Source organism: Micromonospora sp. U56, assembly GCF_018070095.1.
Classification (GTDB): Bacteria; Actinomycetota; Actinomycetes; order Mycobacteriales; family Micromonosporaceae; genus Micromonospora; species Micromonospora purpureochromogenes.
This window is the reverse complement of the sequence record NZ_JAGPYL010000064.1, coordinates 1-15,406: the sequence shown is the minus strand read 5'-3', so window position 1 is coordinate 15,406 and position 15,406 is coordinate 1. Positions and strand designations below refer to the sequence as shown.

Annotated in this window: 15 protein-coding genes and 2 pseudogenes; 8 read left to right on the top strand and 9 right to left on the bottom strand. The window is 68.2% G+C overall.

What is annotated here, in order from left to right; all coding sequences use genetic code 11:
* Positions 1–4: 4 nt before the first annotated feature.
* The 5 genes from KBX37_RS20825 (at position 5) to KBX37_RS20805 (ending at position 7,758) form a co-directional block, all read left to right on the top strand.
* Entirely contained in the window at positions 5–2,758 is a 2,754-nt protein-coding gene (locus tag KBX37_RS20825) for a cation-translocating P-type ATPase (RefSeq protein ID WP_210777607.1), read from the top strand.
* A gap of 425 nt (positions 2,759–3,183) precedes the next feature.
* Positions 3,184–4,683, top strand: a complete 1,500-nt coding sequence (locus tag KBX37_RS20820; protein ID WP_210777606.1) for a SulP family inorganic anion transporter — start codon at positions 3,184–3,186, stop codon at positions 4,681–4,683.
* The gene (locus tag KBX37_RS20815) at positions 4,683–5,135 is read left to right on the top strand and encodes a MerR family transcriptional regulator (protein WP_210777605.1); all 453 of its coding nucleotides are present in this window, start codon (positions 4,683–4,685) and stop codon (positions 5,133–5,135) included. Before KBX37_RS20820 ends, KBX37_RS20815 begins: the two co-directional genes overlap by 1 nt.
* Positions 5,136–5,895: 760 nt before the next feature.
* Positions 5,896–7,158, top strand: a complete 1,263-nt coding sequence (locus KBX37_RS20810) for an ATP-binding protein (protein WP_210777604.1) — start codon at positions 5,896–5,898, stop codon at positions 7,156–7,158.
* A gap of 333 nt (positions 7,159–7,491) precedes the next feature.
* Positions 7,492–7,758, top strand: a complete 267-nt coding sequence (locus KBX37_RS20805) for a hypothetical protein (RefSeq protein WP_210777603.1) — start codon at positions 7,492–7,494, stop codon at positions 7,756–7,758.
* Positions 7,759–7,927: 169 nt separating this feature from the next.
* Here the strand turns inward: KBX37_RS20805 and KBX37_RS20800 are convergent, their stop codons facing one another.
* Both KBX37_RS20800 and KBX37_RS20795 read right to left on the bottom strand, forming a co-directional pair.
* Entirely contained in the window at positions 7,928–8,353 is a 426-nt protein-coding gene (locus KBX37_RS20800; RefSeq protein WP_210777602.1) for a hypothetical protein, read from the bottom strand.
* An 18-nt stretch (positions 8,354–8,371) separates the two neighbouring features.
* Entirely contained in the window at positions 8,372–8,644 is a 273-nt protein-coding gene (locus tag KBX37_RS20795; RefSeq protein WP_210777601.1) for a hypothetical protein, read from the bottom strand.
* A 161-nt stretch (positions 8,645–8,805) separates the two neighbouring features.
* On the opposite strand from KBX37_RS20795, the gene KBX37_RS20790 reads away from it, so the two are divergent.
* On the top strand, positions 8,806–9,213 hold the full coding sequence (locus KBX37_RS20790; RefSeq protein WP_210777600.1) for a four-helix bundle copper-binding protein: 408 nt from the start codon (positions 8,806–8,808) through the stop codon (positions 9,211–9,213).
* Positions 9,214–9,297: 84 nt separating this feature from the next.
* Here the strand turns inward: KBX37_RS20790 and KBX37_RS20785 are convergent, their stop codons facing one another.
* Positions 9,298–9,705 (bottom strand): hypothetical protein, encoded by a 408-nt coding sequence (locus KBX37_RS20785; RefSeq protein WP_247658582.1) that lies wholly within the window; start codon positions 9,703–9,705, stop codon positions 9,298–9,300.
* 88 nt (positions 9,706–9,793) lie between these two features.
* On the opposite strand from KBX37_RS20785, the pseudogene KBX37_RS20780 reads away from it, so the two are divergent.
* Positions 9,794–10,012: pseudogene (locus tag KBX37_RS20780) on the top strand (FAD-dependent oxidoreductase); the annotation flags it as partial.
* A gap of 546 nt (positions 10,013–10,558) precedes the next feature.
* Here KBX37_RS20780 and KBX37_RS20770 read toward each other — a convergent pair.
* The 6 genes and pseudogenes from KBX37_RS20770 to KBX37_RS20750 form a co-directional block, all read right to left on the bottom strand.
* Complete coding sequence (locus KBX37_RS20770; RefSeq protein ID WP_210777599.1) at positions 10,559–11,032, bottom strand: hypothetical protein; 474 nt, start codon at positions 11,030–11,032, stop codon at positions 10,559–10,561.
* Between the two features lie 421 nt (positions 11,033–11,453).
* Positions 11,454–11,762: a hypothetical protein gene (locus KBX37_RS20765; protein WP_210777598.1), complete on the bottom strand. Its 309-nt coding sequence runs from the start codon at positions 11,760–11,762 to the stop codon at positions 11,454–11,456.
* Positions 11,759–12,118 (bottom strand): annotated as a pseudogene (locus KBX37_RS35665) (hypothetical protein); the annotation flags it as partial. The gene KBX37_RS20765 and the pseudogene KBX37_RS35665, both read right to left, overlap by 4 nt.
* 155 nt (positions 12,119–12,273) lie before the next feature.
* A complete protein-coding gene (locus KBX37_RS20760) occupies positions 12,274–13,485 on the bottom strand; it encodes a transcriptional regulator (RefSeq protein ID WP_210777597.1) in 1,212 nt (403 codons plus the stop codon).
* 326 nt (positions 13,486–13,811) lie between these two features.
* The gene (locus KBX37_RS20755) at positions 13,812–14,210 is read right to left on the bottom strand and encodes a hypothetical protein (protein ID WP_210777596.1); all 399 of its coding nucleotides are present in this window, start codon (positions 14,208–14,210) and stop codon (positions 13,812–13,814) included.
* Positions 14,211–14,510: 300 nt separating this feature from the next.
* Positions 14,511–15,068: a dihydrofolate reductase family protein gene (locus tag KBX37_RS20750; protein WP_210777595.1), complete on the bottom strand. Its 558-nt coding sequence runs from the start codon at positions 15,066–15,068 to the stop codon at positions 14,511–14,513.
* A 36-nt stretch (positions 15,069–15,104) separates the two neighbouring features.
* On the opposite strand from KBX37_RS20750, the gene KBX37_RS36020 reads away from it, so the two are divergent.
* On the top strand, positions 15,105–15,341 hold the full coding sequence (locus tag KBX37_RS36020) for a hypothetical protein (protein WP_374103805.1): 237 nt from the start codon (positions 15,105–15,107) through the stop codon (positions 15,339–15,341).
* Positions 15,342–15,406 lie beyond the last annotated feature (65 nt).

The following is a 15,406-nucleotide window of genomic DNA, read 5'->3' as shown; positions in this document are numbered from 1 at the left end:
GGACGTGGCGGAGGTCGCCACGCGTCTGGGCACCGATCCGGATCGGGGGCTGACGGCGGAGGAGGCGGCAGGTCGCCTGCGCCGGTGGGGACCGAACGAGCTCGAGCCGCAGGCGCGGGTGCCCGCGTGGCGCAAACTGCTCCGCCAGTTCGCCGACCCGGTGGTCTACCTGCTGCTCGGCGCGGTGGTGGTCTCTCTGGTGGCGTGGGTGGTGGAGGGCAGGATTGGCCTGCCGTTCGAGGCCCTGGTGATCGCGATCATCCTCGTCGCGAACGCCGTACTCGGCTTTGCGCAGGAGGCCAGGGCCGAGGCCGCGGTGGCCGCCCTGCAGCGCATGGCCGCGCCAACCTCGACCGTGCTACGTGACGGAGCGGCAGCGGAAGTTCCCGCCAACGAACTGGTGCCTGGGGACGTGCTGATCCTGGCCGAAGGCGAGGCGGTGAGCGCGGACGGCCGGCTCGTCGAGGCTGCCTCGCTGCAGGTTGCCGAGGCCGCTCTCACCGGCGAGAGCGAGCCCGTACTAAAGGAGAGCATTGCGCTGTCCGAACCGGTTGGCGTCGCCGACCGGGTCAACATGGTGTTCAACGGCACGTCGGTGACCCGGGGGCGCGGTCGGGCGGTGGTGACCGCCACCGGCATGGCCACGGAGATGGGCCGGGTGGCTCAACTGCTGGCCGAGACCGAGGAGGAGCGCAGCCCGCTACAGCGGGAGGTCGCGCGAGTCGGTCGTATCCTCGGCCAGTCCGTGATCGTGATCGCGCTGATCGTGGTGGGCGCGATCTTGTTGACCGCGGACATCCGCGGTGCCGGTGATGTCGTCGACGTGCTCCTCGTCGGGGTGTCGCTCGCCGTCGCCGCCGTACCGGAAGGCCTGCCCGCCATCCTCTCCGTCGTCCTCGCCCTCGGCGTCCAGCGCATGGCCAAGCACCGGGCGATCATCAAGAACTTGTCGTCCGTCGAGACCCTCGGCTCGGCCTCCGTCATCTGCTCGGACAAGACCGGCACCCTCACCCAGAACCAGATGACAGTTCGCCGAGTCGTCACCGCCTCCGGTGAGGCCGAGCTGACCGGCACCGGATACACGCCGGAGGGCGAGGTGGCCGTCGACGGACGGCCACTCCAGGACGAACACCTGCTGGACGAGCTCCGTCTCGTGCTCGCCGGCGGCAGCCTGGCCAACGACGCGGCCATCACCTCGCAGGACGGGGCATGGGCGGTGCGCGGGGATCCGACGGACGTGGCGTTCCTCGTGGCCGAGCGCAAGGTGCCCGACCTGAGCACCGTACGCAGCAGGCGGTTCCACCGCATAGCCGAGGTGCCGTTCAGCTCCGAGCGCAAGTTGATGAGCAGCATCGAGGCCGACGCGGAACGTGACGGTCGCCTGACGGTGGTGACCAAGGGAGCGCCGGACGTACTCCTGGCCCGCTGCACCCGGGAGCGGGTCGCGGGACAGGAACGGCCCCTCACAGAGGAGCGCCGCCGTCAGATCCACGCCGTCGTGGAACGGCTGGCGGACCAAGCGCTACGGCCCCTCGCTGTCGCCTACCGACCGCTCAATGTGACGAAGGCGCCTGCCGAACCGGAGGCGCTGGAACAGGATCTGATCTACGCGGGCGTGGTCGGGATGATCGACCCGCCCAGGCCCGAGGTGCGTGACGCCATCGCCGAGACGCGTCGAGCGAAGATGCGGGTGGTCATGATCACCGGCGACCATCCCCGCACCGCAGCCCGTATCGCCACCGAGCTCGGCATCGTCGCCGACGACCAGCCCGCCATGACCGGCACCGAACTGGCTGGCCTCGACGACGATGGCTTACGTCGCGCCTCCCGCGACCGGTCCGTCTATGCCCGGGTAGCGCCGGAACACAAACTACGGCTCGTCGACGCCATCCAAGCCAACGGCAACATCGTGGCCGTGACGGGGGACGGAGTGAACGACGCCCCCGCCCTCAAGACGGCCGACATCGGCATCGCCATGGGCCGTACCGGCACCGACGTCACCAAGGAAGCGGCGAACATGATCCTCGCCGACGACAACTTCGCCACGATTGTGCGGGCCGTCCGGGAGGGGCGCGGAATCTTCGCGAACATCCGCTCTTTCCTCCGCTACCTGCTGTCCTCAAACATCGGCGAGGTACTCACGATGTTCCTCGGCGTCGTGCTCGCCGGTGTCATCGGCCTCGATCAGGGCGAAGGCATCGCGGTTCCGCTGCTTGCGACGCACATCCTGTGGATCAACCTGCTCACCGACACCGGACCGGCGCTGGCCATAGGCGTCGACCCGCCACCAGGCGACATCATGCGCCGACCGCCCCGCCGGCTCACCGACCGGGTGATCGATGCGGAGATGTGGCGGATGGTCGGCTTCGTCGGGCTGATCATGGCCGTGGTGACCCTCCTGACCTTCGACATCCAACTGCCCGGCGGGCTGATCGAAGGGTCCGCGGACCCGACTGAAGCCCGTGCCGCCGCCTTCACCACGTTGGTGCTCGCTCAGCTGTTCAACTGCTTCAACGCCCGCTCGGAGCGGACGAGCGCCTTCCGCAACCTGTTCACCAACCCCCTGTTGTGGGTAGCCGTCACCGTCTCGTTGCTGCTCCAGGTGGCCGTCATCCATCTGCCGCTGCTCAACGAGGCCTTCGAAACCACGCCGTTGACGACCGGCCAGTGGGCACTCTGCGCCGGCATGGCGAGCTTCGTCCTGTGGGCCGAGGAGTTGCGAAAGCTCGCCCTACGACGCCGACGCAGCCACCCCTAGGCCGAGACGCTTGCGGAAAAGAGCAGTGCGGGCACTGGCCGCTGCTCAGCCACGGGCAGCAATGGCATTGTCGAAACCCGGCGACACATCAGTTTTGGTCACCGAGGTTCTGCCGCAGGAAGCGGATCGAACGTCCGGCATCGCCGTGAGGAACTTTCCGCCGACGCTTTACGGAAGTTGCCGGAAGCCAGAAGCGGCACGGTGATGATCACCACGTTCGGCGGACTCTCCCCTGACGGAAGGGTAGGTTCTGTGCCGGTCGTCGAGGTGAGGCCGAGGGCCTCCTGCGGCGGACGTGACGCCTCCGGGCGATGCCGCCCTCGGGGCGTTCAACCGGCTGTCGCCGATCTGTGAGTAGCTGGGCTGCCCCGATTCGAGGGCTGGAACTATCCGCGTCCGCAAGGCGCCCGAGTGGAAATGGCTGTATGTCTTCTGTGCTGTCCGCGGTCTCCCGGCCGCGCGTGTCCCGCCCCTCCTGGCTGTCACCGAAGGTGTTCCGCACCGAGGTCCTCGCCGGCCTGGTCGTCGCCCTGGCGCTGATCCCGGAGGCGATCTCCTTCTCGATCCTGGCCGGGGTCGATCCTCGGGTCGGGCTGTTCGCCTCGTTCACCATGGCCGTGACCATCGCGGTCTGCGGCGGCCGACCGGCGATGATCTCCGCCGCGACCGGCGCGATCGCCCTGGTGGTTGCACCGCTGGCGAAGGAGCACGGCCTGGACTACCTCATCGCGGCGGTGATCCTCGGCGGCGCGATCCAGATCCTTCTCGCGGTGCTCGGGGTGGCGAAGCTGATGCGGTTCATCCCGCGCAGCGTCATGGTCGGCTTCGTCAACGCCCTGGCAATCCTGATCTTCGCCGCCCAGGTGCCGCACCTGCTCGGCGTGCCGTGGCTGGTCTATCCGCTCGTCGCCGTCGCGCTGGCGATCATGGTGGGACTCCCCCGGCTCACCCGCGCCATCCCGGCGCCGCTGGTCGCGATCGTGGTGCTGACCGTGGTCACGGTGGCCGTGCACGTGGCGGTGCCGACCGTAGGCGACGAGGGCGCGCTGCCGGACAGCTTGCCCACCTTGGGGCTGCCGCAGATCCCCTGGACCATGGACACCCTCACCTTGATCGCTCCCTACGCCCTCGGGATCGCGCTGGTCGGGCTGATGGAATCGCTGATGACCGCCAAGCTGGTCGACGACATCACCGACACCCCGTCCAGCAAGACCCGCGAGTCCTGGGGACAGGGCGTGGCCAACATCGTCACCGGGTTCTTCGGCGGCATGGGCGGCTGCGCCATGATCGGCCAGACGATGATCAACGTGAAGGCGTCCGGCGCTCGCACCCGCCTGTCGACCTTCCTGGCCGGCGTGTTCCTGCTGATCCTGGTCGTCGCGCTCGGTGACGTGGTCGCGGTTATCCCGATGGCCGCCCTGGTCGCCGTGATGATCATCGTGGCGGTGTCGACGTTCGACTGGCACTCCGTCGCCCCGAAGACGCTCAAGCGGATGCCTTACGGCGAGACCATCGTCATGCTCGCCACCGTCGCCACCACCCTGGCCACCCACAACCTCGCCATCGGTGTCGTCGCCGGCGTCCTCACCGCCATGGTGATCTTCGCCCGGCGGGTCGCCCACCTCGTCGAGGTCACCAGCGTCCTGGACCCCGACGGCACCACCCGCATCTACTCCGTGCACGGGGAGCTGTTCTTCGCCTCCAGCAACGACCTCGTCGGCCAGTTCGACTACGCGAACGACCCCGACACCGTGGTCATCGACATGACCCACGCCCACGTCTGGGACGCCTCCTCCGTCGCCGCCCTCGACGCCATCACCACCAAGTACGCCACCCGCGGCAAGACCGTCGAGATCGTCGAGCTGAACACGCCCAGCGCCCGCATCCACGACACCCTCGCCGGCCAGCTCGGCGTCGGCCACTGATGGCCGCCGCCAGCCGCGGCGCCGGGCCGGAGCAGCACGCCTCCGGCCCGGTCGCCGACCGCCTCATGCAGATCGGCGAAGCCGCCGAACGGATCGGGTTGAGCATCCGCACCATCCGCCACTACGAGGAAGCCGGCCTGATCGTCCCCTCCGCACGCAGCGAGGGCGGCTTCCGCCTCTACACCGAACCCGACCTCGACCGCCTCGCGGTCGTCAAACGCATGAAGCCCCTCGGCTTCACCCTCAACGAGATGCGCGACCTCCTCGCCGTCCTCGACGCGCTCGAAACCGCCACCGGCACCGACCGGGCCGCCCTGCTCGACCGGCTCGACATGTTCCACACCACCGCTACCACCCGCGTCACCGCCCTCCGCGACCAACTCGCCACGGCCGAAGGCTTCGCCGACACCCTCCGCGCCAAACTCGACCACCACGGCCGCCCCAACACCTGAACACCGCCGCTCTCGGCAGCTCACGAACAGGGCATCCGTAATTCGGGGTGCGGGAGCTTGGCGGCCGCATCATCGTCGAACAGGCCGCCGCGTCCTACTCACTCCCCGCCAGGACGGCGCCCGCCCCCGGGACACCACACCGATGGCCACAAAAGGCAACTAAGGCGTCGACCCACAAGTATCGAGCCGAGATCGAGGCATTCCGGGGGCAACCAGGCGGCTTCTATCCGCCACGTGAACAGGACCAGCGCCACCTAGCTGATCTTCAGCAAGCGATCACAGCGACACCCCGTCGCGGCCGGGACACACCGGCAGAAAACCGAAATCCGCAGATCATCAGCCTGTGCGGACGCGGACGGAGCAGCGTGGTAGGAGTCTCCATGTGACTCCGGTTGATCCGGGCAGGCAGGGTGGAGCGGCCTGCGGGTGGCTGCGGCGGGCACCGGCACGGCCCTGCTCGGTACGCCGCGGGACGAATCGCTGGGGCGAGTCGATGCGGCGCACCGGCCGAGCGTTGATGGAGGAACGCATGCTCGACGACTCATCGCCGACCTGCGTACGGCCGCAGCCAGGTGACGGTCCGACGATGGCGACGACAACGCTACGGCGTCGGTTTCACGTCGCACGGGAGACGAGTCCGATCTTCATAAGGTGGCGCCGCAGACCGAACACCAATCACCCCGCAGACCGAACACAACTCTGCCGCAAATCGAAAGCGAAGACCGCCGCAAATCGAAACCCTCCGCGGCTATCATGAGATGTGCCCACACCGCACCTGATTCCACGCCGCGCCGCCGCGCAGGTCAACGCAGCCCTGGTCGACACCCGCGTCGTTCTGATCAGCGGAGCACGCCAAGCAGGCAAGAGCACCCTGGTACGCATCGTCGCCGGCGACCGGCTCGCCGAGCGCCGCGATCTCGACCGGGCACAGGACCGGGCCGCGGCGATCGCCGACCCGGTCGGCTTCGTGGACTCCACCGAGCTCCTGGTCATTGACGAGATCCAGCGCGCTCCGGAGCTGCTGCTGGCCATCAAGGCAGCCGTCGACGAGGACCCTCGTCCCGGCCGGTACCTGCTCACCGGATCATCGCGGCTGTTCGGCATGGTGGCCGCCCCAGACGCGCTGCCCGGCCGAATGGAAACCGTCGAACTCTGGCCGTTCTCACAAGGCGAACTCGACGGCGAGCCGGACGGATTCGTCGACGCCATCTTCGCACTCGGCCCCGAACTTCGACACGATTCGGACGTGACCCGCGCCGACTACGCGGCCAGAATCGTACGAGGCGGCCTGCCCGAAGCCACCACCCGCGCCGACCCGCGCCGCCGCCAACGGTTCCTCGACGCGTACATCCAAGCCCTCATCGATCGCGATGTGCGGCAGCTCTCCGACATTCAGCACAAGGGCGAGCTACGCAAGCTCGTACGCCTGCTCGCGGCCAGATCCGCGACCATCATCGCCGCCAACTCCCTCGAATCCGCACTCGGACTGAGCCGGCCAACGATCGCACGCTATCTCCAGGCCCTGGAAGAGATCTTCCTGGTCAAACGGATCCCCGGCTGGTCCCGCAACCTGGGCACCCGCGCCACTGCCGCGCCGAAACTGATCTTCGTCGACTCGGGCATCGCCGCCAACGAGATCGCGACCGACGCCCGGGCACTGCTCCGGCCGGGCGCACCGTTCGGCCCACTGCTCGAATCATTCGTCCTGTCCGAGCTGTCCCGCCAGCTCACCTGGTCCGAGCAGTTCGTCGATCTGTCCCACTACCGCGACCAGAGCAGGTACGAAGTAGACGCGGTGCTCGAGAACAGATCCGGGCATGTCGTTGGGATCGAAGTCAAAGCAGCCACCACCGTCGGACCCGACGACTTTCGCGGGCTACGCCGACTCGCCGACCGCCTCGGCGACGATTTCATCGCCGGCATCGTCCTCTACACCGGAACCTCCACCCTGCCGTTCGGCGACAGACTCCGCGCCATGCCAGTCAGTGCCCTGTGGCAGATTCCCGCCCCGCCAGCAGACTGACCTCGCTCCCTTCGAAGGTCTTTCCCGTCAGGTGACGGCCCACCGATTTCGTCCCGCACCCGGCTTACGGCGCGGTCACCGCCCGTCACGCTGAAGGCGCTGCGGTGACGTCCCTCGTGGGCGGGGAGCCGGATCGGTGAGCTGGGGGGTGGTGCACACGCATGAGCGTGTCGCACACCGGCCGGAACTTCGCCAACTTTCCAAGTGGGGCGACGAGGTACCCGCCACGGTCGTCGATCTGCGCGACGGCGCCGAGGTGCCGTTTCCGGACCAGGCGTGGAACAGCCCGTCGGCCGACGACGACGAGCAGGCGTTCGTGTCGGTGCAGAGATCGTGGTCGACCCGGCTGACCGGCTGTGGGTGCTCGACATCATTGTGGTCGACCTGGCCACCGGCGCGTCCTGGCGCCGGCTGCACGAGCACCCGTCGACGAAGGCGAAGCCGCTGGCGAAGTTCCGTCCGGTGGTCGAGGGCCGGCCGTTCCTGGAGCGCCCGGCCGACGGCGAGCCGAAACCGGTGAGTATGGGTTGCGACGCCACCCCGTCGCCGCCGATGGCTCCCGCCTGTACTACTGCACGCTGGTGTCGCGCCGGCTGGTAAGGCAGGTCGCTCGGTCATCGGTGGCCCAGTCGGCGGTCGACCACGACCGCGGGTCGGTGACCTTCAGCGCGCTCGCCACTTTCCGCCGGCGGCTGATGTGGGCGTAAGGGGCGTCCCTGCCGCGCTGACCCGAGTGTCCGCCTCGGGAGAGCCGCGGCCCGGACGCTGCTCACTGCTCGGCCTCGGCAGCCGATCTTCCTGCCTGCTCCTCGTCCCGCTGCCGGCTGAGGAAGAACGCGCCGAGCGCGCCGGCGAGGGTGCCGAAGACCACCACGGAGTACGCGGCGAGGACCAGTTCGAGAACCTGCGAGAAGGTGTCGGTGGCGGCGAGCGGCTCGCCGGTGATGGTGGTCAGCGCGACGTCGTGCAGGGCCCGCCCGTACGTCGGGTAGGAGCCGGTGACGACCAGGAGTTGCCCGGCGGCGAGGATGATCGTCACCGTGACCACGGCGAGCCAGGCCAGCCGGTCGGTCAGCAGCCGGCCCGCCGATCGGGAGCCGCGGACGGCGGCGGCGACCACGCCGGTGCCGCGCGCGGCGCGCAGCGCGGTGGCAGCGCGGGCGAATCGCAGAAAGGGTACGGCGAGGAAGATCACCTGCCACCAGTTGCGCTTTCAGAACTCGCGGGCGCAATGGCGGGCCAGCCAGGCACGCAACGCGAACTCGGCGCCGAACACGGCCCACAGCACCCAGCTGGCGACGGTCAGCACGCCGGCCAGCGGCTGGTCGCGGGCGACGGCCTGGCCGAGCACCAACAGCAAGAACAGGATGCCGAGTACGCCCATCGGCTTGTCCAACCGGCCGGCGAGACCGTTGAGCCGGGCGTCGTTCTCCTTCTCCTGCCGGGCCAGGCGCGCGCCCTCCTCCCGGGCCGTATGGCCCGTCATCATCCTGCCCGGCGGCTCTCGCCTGACGGAACACCTCGGATCGGCTCGGCCATGTGCAATGCCCTACCCGCTGGTCGTCCCGCCATGCCGCCCGAGGTCCACGCGGTGTGTGTCGTGAGTCCTCGGGTAGGGCAGAGGGAACCGCGAGAGAGGACTGCCTGATGCCGAGCACCACGATCCCGATGCTGGAGACGTACCCGAAGTCGATCAACCTGGATCGCGCGAAGCTGGCGGCGGCGGTCGACGCGCTCAACGACTGTGCGCAGGCCTGCACCGCGTGCGCGGACGCCTGCCTGAGCGAGGACATGGTCGCCGAGCTGACCAAGTGCGTACGGACGAACCTGGACTGCGCCGACATCTGCACGACCACTGCACGGGTGCTGTCCCGGCACACCGGCTACGACGCGAACATCAGCCGCACCCTGCTGGAGGCGTGCGCCACCGCCTGCAAGTCGTGCGGGGACGAGTGCACCCGTCACGCCGACAAGCACGAACACTGCCGAATCTGCGCCGAGGCCTGCCGCACCTGCGAGCGCGCCTGCCGGGACCTGCTCGCCACGATCAGCTGAGAACATGCGGGCGGTGCCGGCACCCTCTCGGGTGTCGGCACCGCGCATCACCGCTTGGCTTCATGTTTGGCCATCTGGGGCTGCTCACCCTTGCCGACCTTGCGCAGCGCGTCGCGGAGCTGCTCCTCGGTCATCTTGGAGTTGCCCTCGATGCCCGCGTCGTGGGCCTGCTGACGGGTGGATGATCCGCGCGGCGGCGGGCCAGCGGTAGGCGAGCACGTCGAGCAGGTACGCCCAGCCGATGATCACCGCTACCAGCAGCACCCCGTCGGCGATGGACGTGTAGTCGTCGGCCATCGCATTCTGCGCGGCGTCGGCGATCAGCACGATGACCAGCACGATGACCAGCAGATCCGTGACGCCGGTGCTGCCGCTCTCCCGCTTGAGCAGCACGCGCAGGAGGAAGAAGATCGTCAGGTAGATCACGCTGCCCCGCAGCGCTATCTCCCACAGCGGTGTGTCGGGAACGAACAGCTTCCACCAGCCGCTCATTCGCCGCTCCTACCCGGGCTGGTCCATCGCCACACCACGTCACCTCTGTGGGCGTTCAGCGGGCGCCGCGGACCTGCACCGCGCCGTCATGGCCCGACCCAGGATCGTGATCGTCGGCGCGGGATTGGCCGGCTTCCACGCCGCCCGCCGCCTGGGCCGGGTCGCGCGCGGTGCCGCCGACGTGGTGCTGGTCAACCGGACCGACTACTTCCTGTACCTGCCGCTGCTGCCCGAGGTCTCCGGCGGGGTGCTCGACCCACGCCGGTCAAGTTCGCCTCCGCCGCCCACTCGCGAGACTTTGGATGGGAAGGCACCAGTACCACTACGTTGTGCGTCTTGGCGATCTGATGAGCCAGCGCCCGTACCTGCTCGTGACCGATGTCAGGGTTCAGCTCCTGCGGGGCCAGCACCAGCCGGTCGCCGAAGTCCGCAGCGCTCTCCGGAACGATCGACTTGCCGACACCTTCCGGGTCGGCGTCGAAGTGGGTGACCAGGACGCTGTCGTCGGCCAGCGTCTTCATGACAGTCTCGTGCTTGTCTTGCCAACCCCAGAACGGCACCGGCACGACTGCACTCGGGTCTGCGGTCTCAATGCCCAGGAAGCCGTTGAGGTCCTGCGACTTGAGTTCCTCCGTGAACAGGTCCACCAGTCGCTCGTACGCTGGATGGCCCCGTGGGATGTGCAGGCGGGTCTTCTCCTCCGCCGACGCCAGCGCCGCGTGCACATCGTCGATGACAATCGATCCCATTGTGATCGGCTGGCGCATGCCGGGCATCGACAGCCCGAACCGGATCCTGCCGTTGACCAGTATGTTCATAGTGGTCACGCAGATCGCCTCACCGGAGAGAAACTTCACCGCCTCCGGATCATCGACCACGGCCATGCCCAGTCGGACCGCTTCCTCACGCACCCGCGCCGCCAGGTGCGGGTCCGGGGCCAGAACAGCGCCGGACCCTTCTTCTCATGCAGGCAGCACTGCAGGATCAGCACTGTCTTCCCGCCGCCGGTGTTGGTCTTGATGACCACGTCACGCCGGTCCCGCACAGCCGACCAGGCGTCCAGAACCGTCTTCTGTACCGCCCGCAGATACACGTACCCGCCGGCCTTGTTCGGCAGCGCGTCGAACAACGCCGCCGGATCGGTGATCTTGTTGATCGCGTTGCCGGTCGAAAGCCGACCGAAATCGAACCCCACGGAACCCTCTTCCCGGACCCCTGGGGAATCCTCCCATGGGAGCTGATCCATGCCCAGCTTGCTGGCCGAGACGGAACGGCCGTTGGCAGATCCGCGCTGGCGGCAACCCCAGCCGAGCCCCGGCAGGCTCACCAAGATCCTTTCCGGCGGTGCCGGCGGTCGGCTGCCCTGGGTTGGGGTTACCGGCGTGGCAGCACGATGTCTGCGCACTGAAACGTTCAGCGGGACGATCCTCGGTGACACGAGGTGTGCGGCGACGCGGATGCCGGTACCGGTACGTCCATCTCCTCAATCAGCCGGCAGGCCGGTCTCTGGACCACCGGTAACCGATTACCGCCGCCGGTCGGTCCACGGCGGTCGGACACCAGAGCCGGACGCGGTGCTCCCAATCTGCTCCCAATTTAAGGGACAACAGCGCGGAAGCCCGTTACCGGCCGAACCGGCGACGGGCTTCCTACCTGCTCATATCTATGGTGGGCAATACTGGGATCGAACCAGTGACCTCTTCGGTGTGAACTCTCGGCAAGGGGGTCGGGTCGGGCTTGATACGAGGTCAGACGGCCTGCTGAGGAGCTTCTCGGCTCGGTTCGGCTGGCACGGTTGCTGTACTTCGTTGCTGTACTGCTGGCGTCGATCGGTCAGCCTCCCGGGTCCAGCCGAGGAAGCGGTGGTGCAACGCGCCGGCCGGCATGCAGGGCATGTCTTCGGCGGCCTGGACGAGGTAGGAGCCGAGGTAGAGGGCCAACGACACGGGGGCGTCTGCGTACTCCGCCCGCAGCTCACGCTTCCGGGTCGGGCAGGGCCAGGGCAGGTCGCAGCCGCCGCAGCTCCAGATCGGCATGACCGGGCCGTGGGTGGTCACTCCTGGCCTCCAAGGAAGCGCGCGGTGATCGTTCGGGCCTGCCGGCTGGTCGCCCAGTTCACCTGCCAACACGGGTACGGAGCCAGCCGCGACCACCACGCGCGGCAGCCAGCGCACATGCCGTCGAGTCCTCGGACGTGCACCGCGAGGATCGTCTGCTCCTGGCGGTCGTTCACTGCTCCCCCTCCCCGGGCCAGTGGCCTCGGTTGATCGGGATCCGGTGCCGGGCATGACACGGCAGGTCGGCTCCGCAGCGGCAAACCCGCCGCCATCGCCGCCAAGACCAGACGGGCCGATGCCGCCGCGCGAGGGTCATGGCGGCGGCGAGCAGGTACTCCTCGTACGAGACGCGCCGCACCGGATCTCCCTCGTCAGTCACGAGGGCACGCTGTCTCGCCCCCGAGTTGAGAGGGACGCGGCGACCAGGCCAATCCACACCGCCCGCCGCATCCCGTGAGGAGGAACGTACGCAGCGTGGTCGGGGTGAATGGGTAGGGTTCGTACCCCTTGATCAGGCGACGAGGCCGACCTTCAGCGCGAGGTCATGCACATCGCCTCGCAAAGAGCGCGGTCCGTCCAGTAGATCGAGGGTGATCTGCCTGGCGTAGCCGTTGAAGCGAATCGTCTCCGGCGCGGACTCGTATGCCTGACGAAGAGTCGCCACAGTGGCGTCGTTGTCGCCCTTGCCGTAGTGGCCGCGGGCCACCTCGATCAGGTGCCGGGCACGGCGCGGTTTCGATGGGATCGCCGCCGGGTCAAGGCGATTGGCCTGTCGCACCGCCTCACCGGACTTCTGAAGCTCGACGGCGACGGTCACGGCGTGGGCGCCCATGATGACCCGCGAGAACGAAGTCTGCGGCTGGTAGAAGTTCTCCGGCAGCCGCTGCGCCACCCGGTCCGCACGGTCCCAGTACCGCCAGGCGCGACCCTCCTCACCAGCCCGAGCGGCGGTATAGGCAGCTTCAAAGTTCAGGGCGCCCCAGAGAGCGAGCAGGTTCGGGTTCGCGTCGGTCGTTCGGGGTTTGAGCGCCGAGACCACGTCGAGGGTCACCGCCATACCCGTGTCCCAGTCCCCGGCGTCCCGGTGAACCTGGCACAGGAACCATCCCGCGCAGGCCAACGCCTCCGGATCTCCCGACTCCTGCGCAACCACCATCGCGCGGTCAGCTACGCGCCACAGCAACTCGGCGGCAGGCTGGTAAGCAAGGAACATCTGGGCCAGGCCGAGCACTTCGGCAAGCAGCGCCTGAGCCTGACGACGCTCGTCACCCTCATACGTCAGCGCGGCACGCTGAGCGTCCCGGACCAAATCCGGCAGCAGAGCGCCGAGCACCGTTCGATGGTCTGACGCCTGATGACGGGCGCGCCAGGCTGCGGCGAGCCGGCACTTGATCTGCTGTAGCGGCTGCGGTGACATGTCGTCGGACAACGCGAAGCGGTTGACGGCGTCGCGCACCGAGGCGAGTGCTGGATGCTCGGGCCCGTTGACGACCTCAGATCGATCGCTCAACTCCCCGATCAAGGCGGACACGTCGACCTTGAGGGCGCGGGCGATCCGATCGAGCATGTGGACACGCGGCGGCAGGATGCGATCGCTCTCCACGGCCTTGACCCACTCGGCGCTACGGCCTACTAGCCCCCCGAGCACAGCGCGGGTCTTGCCCGAGCGCTCACGGTAGACCTTGAGTCGCTGCCCAAAGGTCAGCCCCGGCATGGGATCCATCCCGAACCTCCTCGTAGCGCGGGATGCGTCGCCGGCCTGTCGACCGCCGTCGTGCCCCACGGTACCCACGGGCTCCCCACCGGGTAACCCTTCGCGGCACCGACAGGCGGGCTTATCAACTCGTCGACCGTCTCGCGCTGACCCCCGTCGGGGGGAGCCTGGTCGGCGTTGTCGGCGAGTACTAGCGGGTGCCGTTCCCTGTGGTCGGCCCTCGATGTCGCGCCGTCTTCGCCCGTCGGTGTCGGTCGCGCATCACTGCGTTTGCTGACTTCCTGCTGACTCGGGGCCCGGGTAGGCACGGACACGCGGGCCGACACCGGCGCTCGCTAAGTAACCGATCGAGTCACTGAACGCCAAGCGTCGAACGCCCAAGCGAGGTCGGTGGTGTCTGCGCTGATGAAGACTGTCTCCAAGTACATCGCGCCGATGAAGTTGTAACCGTAGAGGGTGTACTTGGCATCGCCGTTCTGGCGGTAGAGCCAGGCGGCGCGATGACCGACCCCGTCGCGGCCGCCCTCAGCCACCTTGCCTGTTGGGTCCGGCGGAAGTGCGACATCGAGCGACGCGGTGATGTCGGCCCCGTCGGCGCACCGCCATTGGTCTCCTGGGGCGACGAGCATTGTCCGACCCGGCACGCGCCATGTTGTGACCCCGTCGGTGGTGTGCTCCAGCGTCCAAGGACCGGACAGCTCGATCGACCAACCATCGCCCAGCGGCCTTCGCACGCCTCAAGTATGAAGAGGGGCCGGCATTCCGTCGATCGTTCGACCAGTTGTACGCGGGAGGTGACCTCTTCGTCCCGAACGCGGTTGCGGTGCATCGTCTGCTGTCATCGGTTGTCATCCCGCGCCTATCAGTTCGGCTGCGACCCCGCCCGCGGTCGCGATTTGTCGACGGCAGGCAACGCGTTCGCTGCCTTCTTGCTGCCTTCAGAGTGGTCGACCTCCGACGACCTGATGACGGCCTGGCGAGCGCGAGGAGGACGTCGCGCTGCCGGTGAGCTGGCGGCGATGGACTCCTGTGATTCAGCGCGCGCGGCGGTAGTGCATGGCCACCGCGCCGTTGCGGAGCGGCTTCGCCGAGAGCAGCTCGAGCTGGCGCGTGCCGGGCAGCCCGCCCTGGTACAGCGTCGGGCCGTGGCCGGCGATCCTGGGATGGACGAGCAGCTTGTACTCGTCGATCAGGTCCAGCCGGTCGAGCTCGGTCGCGAGCTTGCCGCTTCCGAGGAGGACCCCGGCCGGGGTCGCGTCCTTGAGCTTCTGCACGCCCTCGCGCAGATCGCCGGCGATGTGGTGGCTGTTGGTCCACGGGAAGTCCTTGCGCGTCGACGACACCACGTACTTGGGTTTGACCCCCAGCTTGACCGCCCACTCGCGCATGGCCGGCGGCGCCTCCTCGTCGCCGCGGGCGACGGCCGGCCAGTAGCTCTCCATCATCTCGTAGGTGACGCGACCCCACAGCATTGCCCCGCCCTCGTCCATGAGACGGGTGAAGAAGGCGTGCGTCTCGTCGTCGGCGATCCCCTCCTGGTGGTCGACGCAACCGTCCAGGGTGAGGTTGAGGCTGAAGGTGAGGAGTCCCATGGCCGGCGAGTCTAACGCCACTTTTAGGTCGGTAAAGTGCAGCGCCACCCGCATTTGATCCCGTTGTCTACCGGCAGCGGCACGCTGTCGAGTGCGGCCCGCCTGCCCCGTGCCGAGCGCTACCCCGCCGACACTCCAGTGCTGGTCAGCGAGATCGTGACGTTCCTGGTGGAGTACCGGCTGTTCGTCCTCGACGCCACAGTGCACGCCGCTAGGGCCTGTGTCGAAGTCGGCTGCGGGTGCAGGAGTGAGGAAGTTTCGGCGTGGCGGTGACCGATAAATAGTGAGGTCTCCGGTAGATGGTTCATCGACGAAGAAGACCATCAGCACGGAGACCT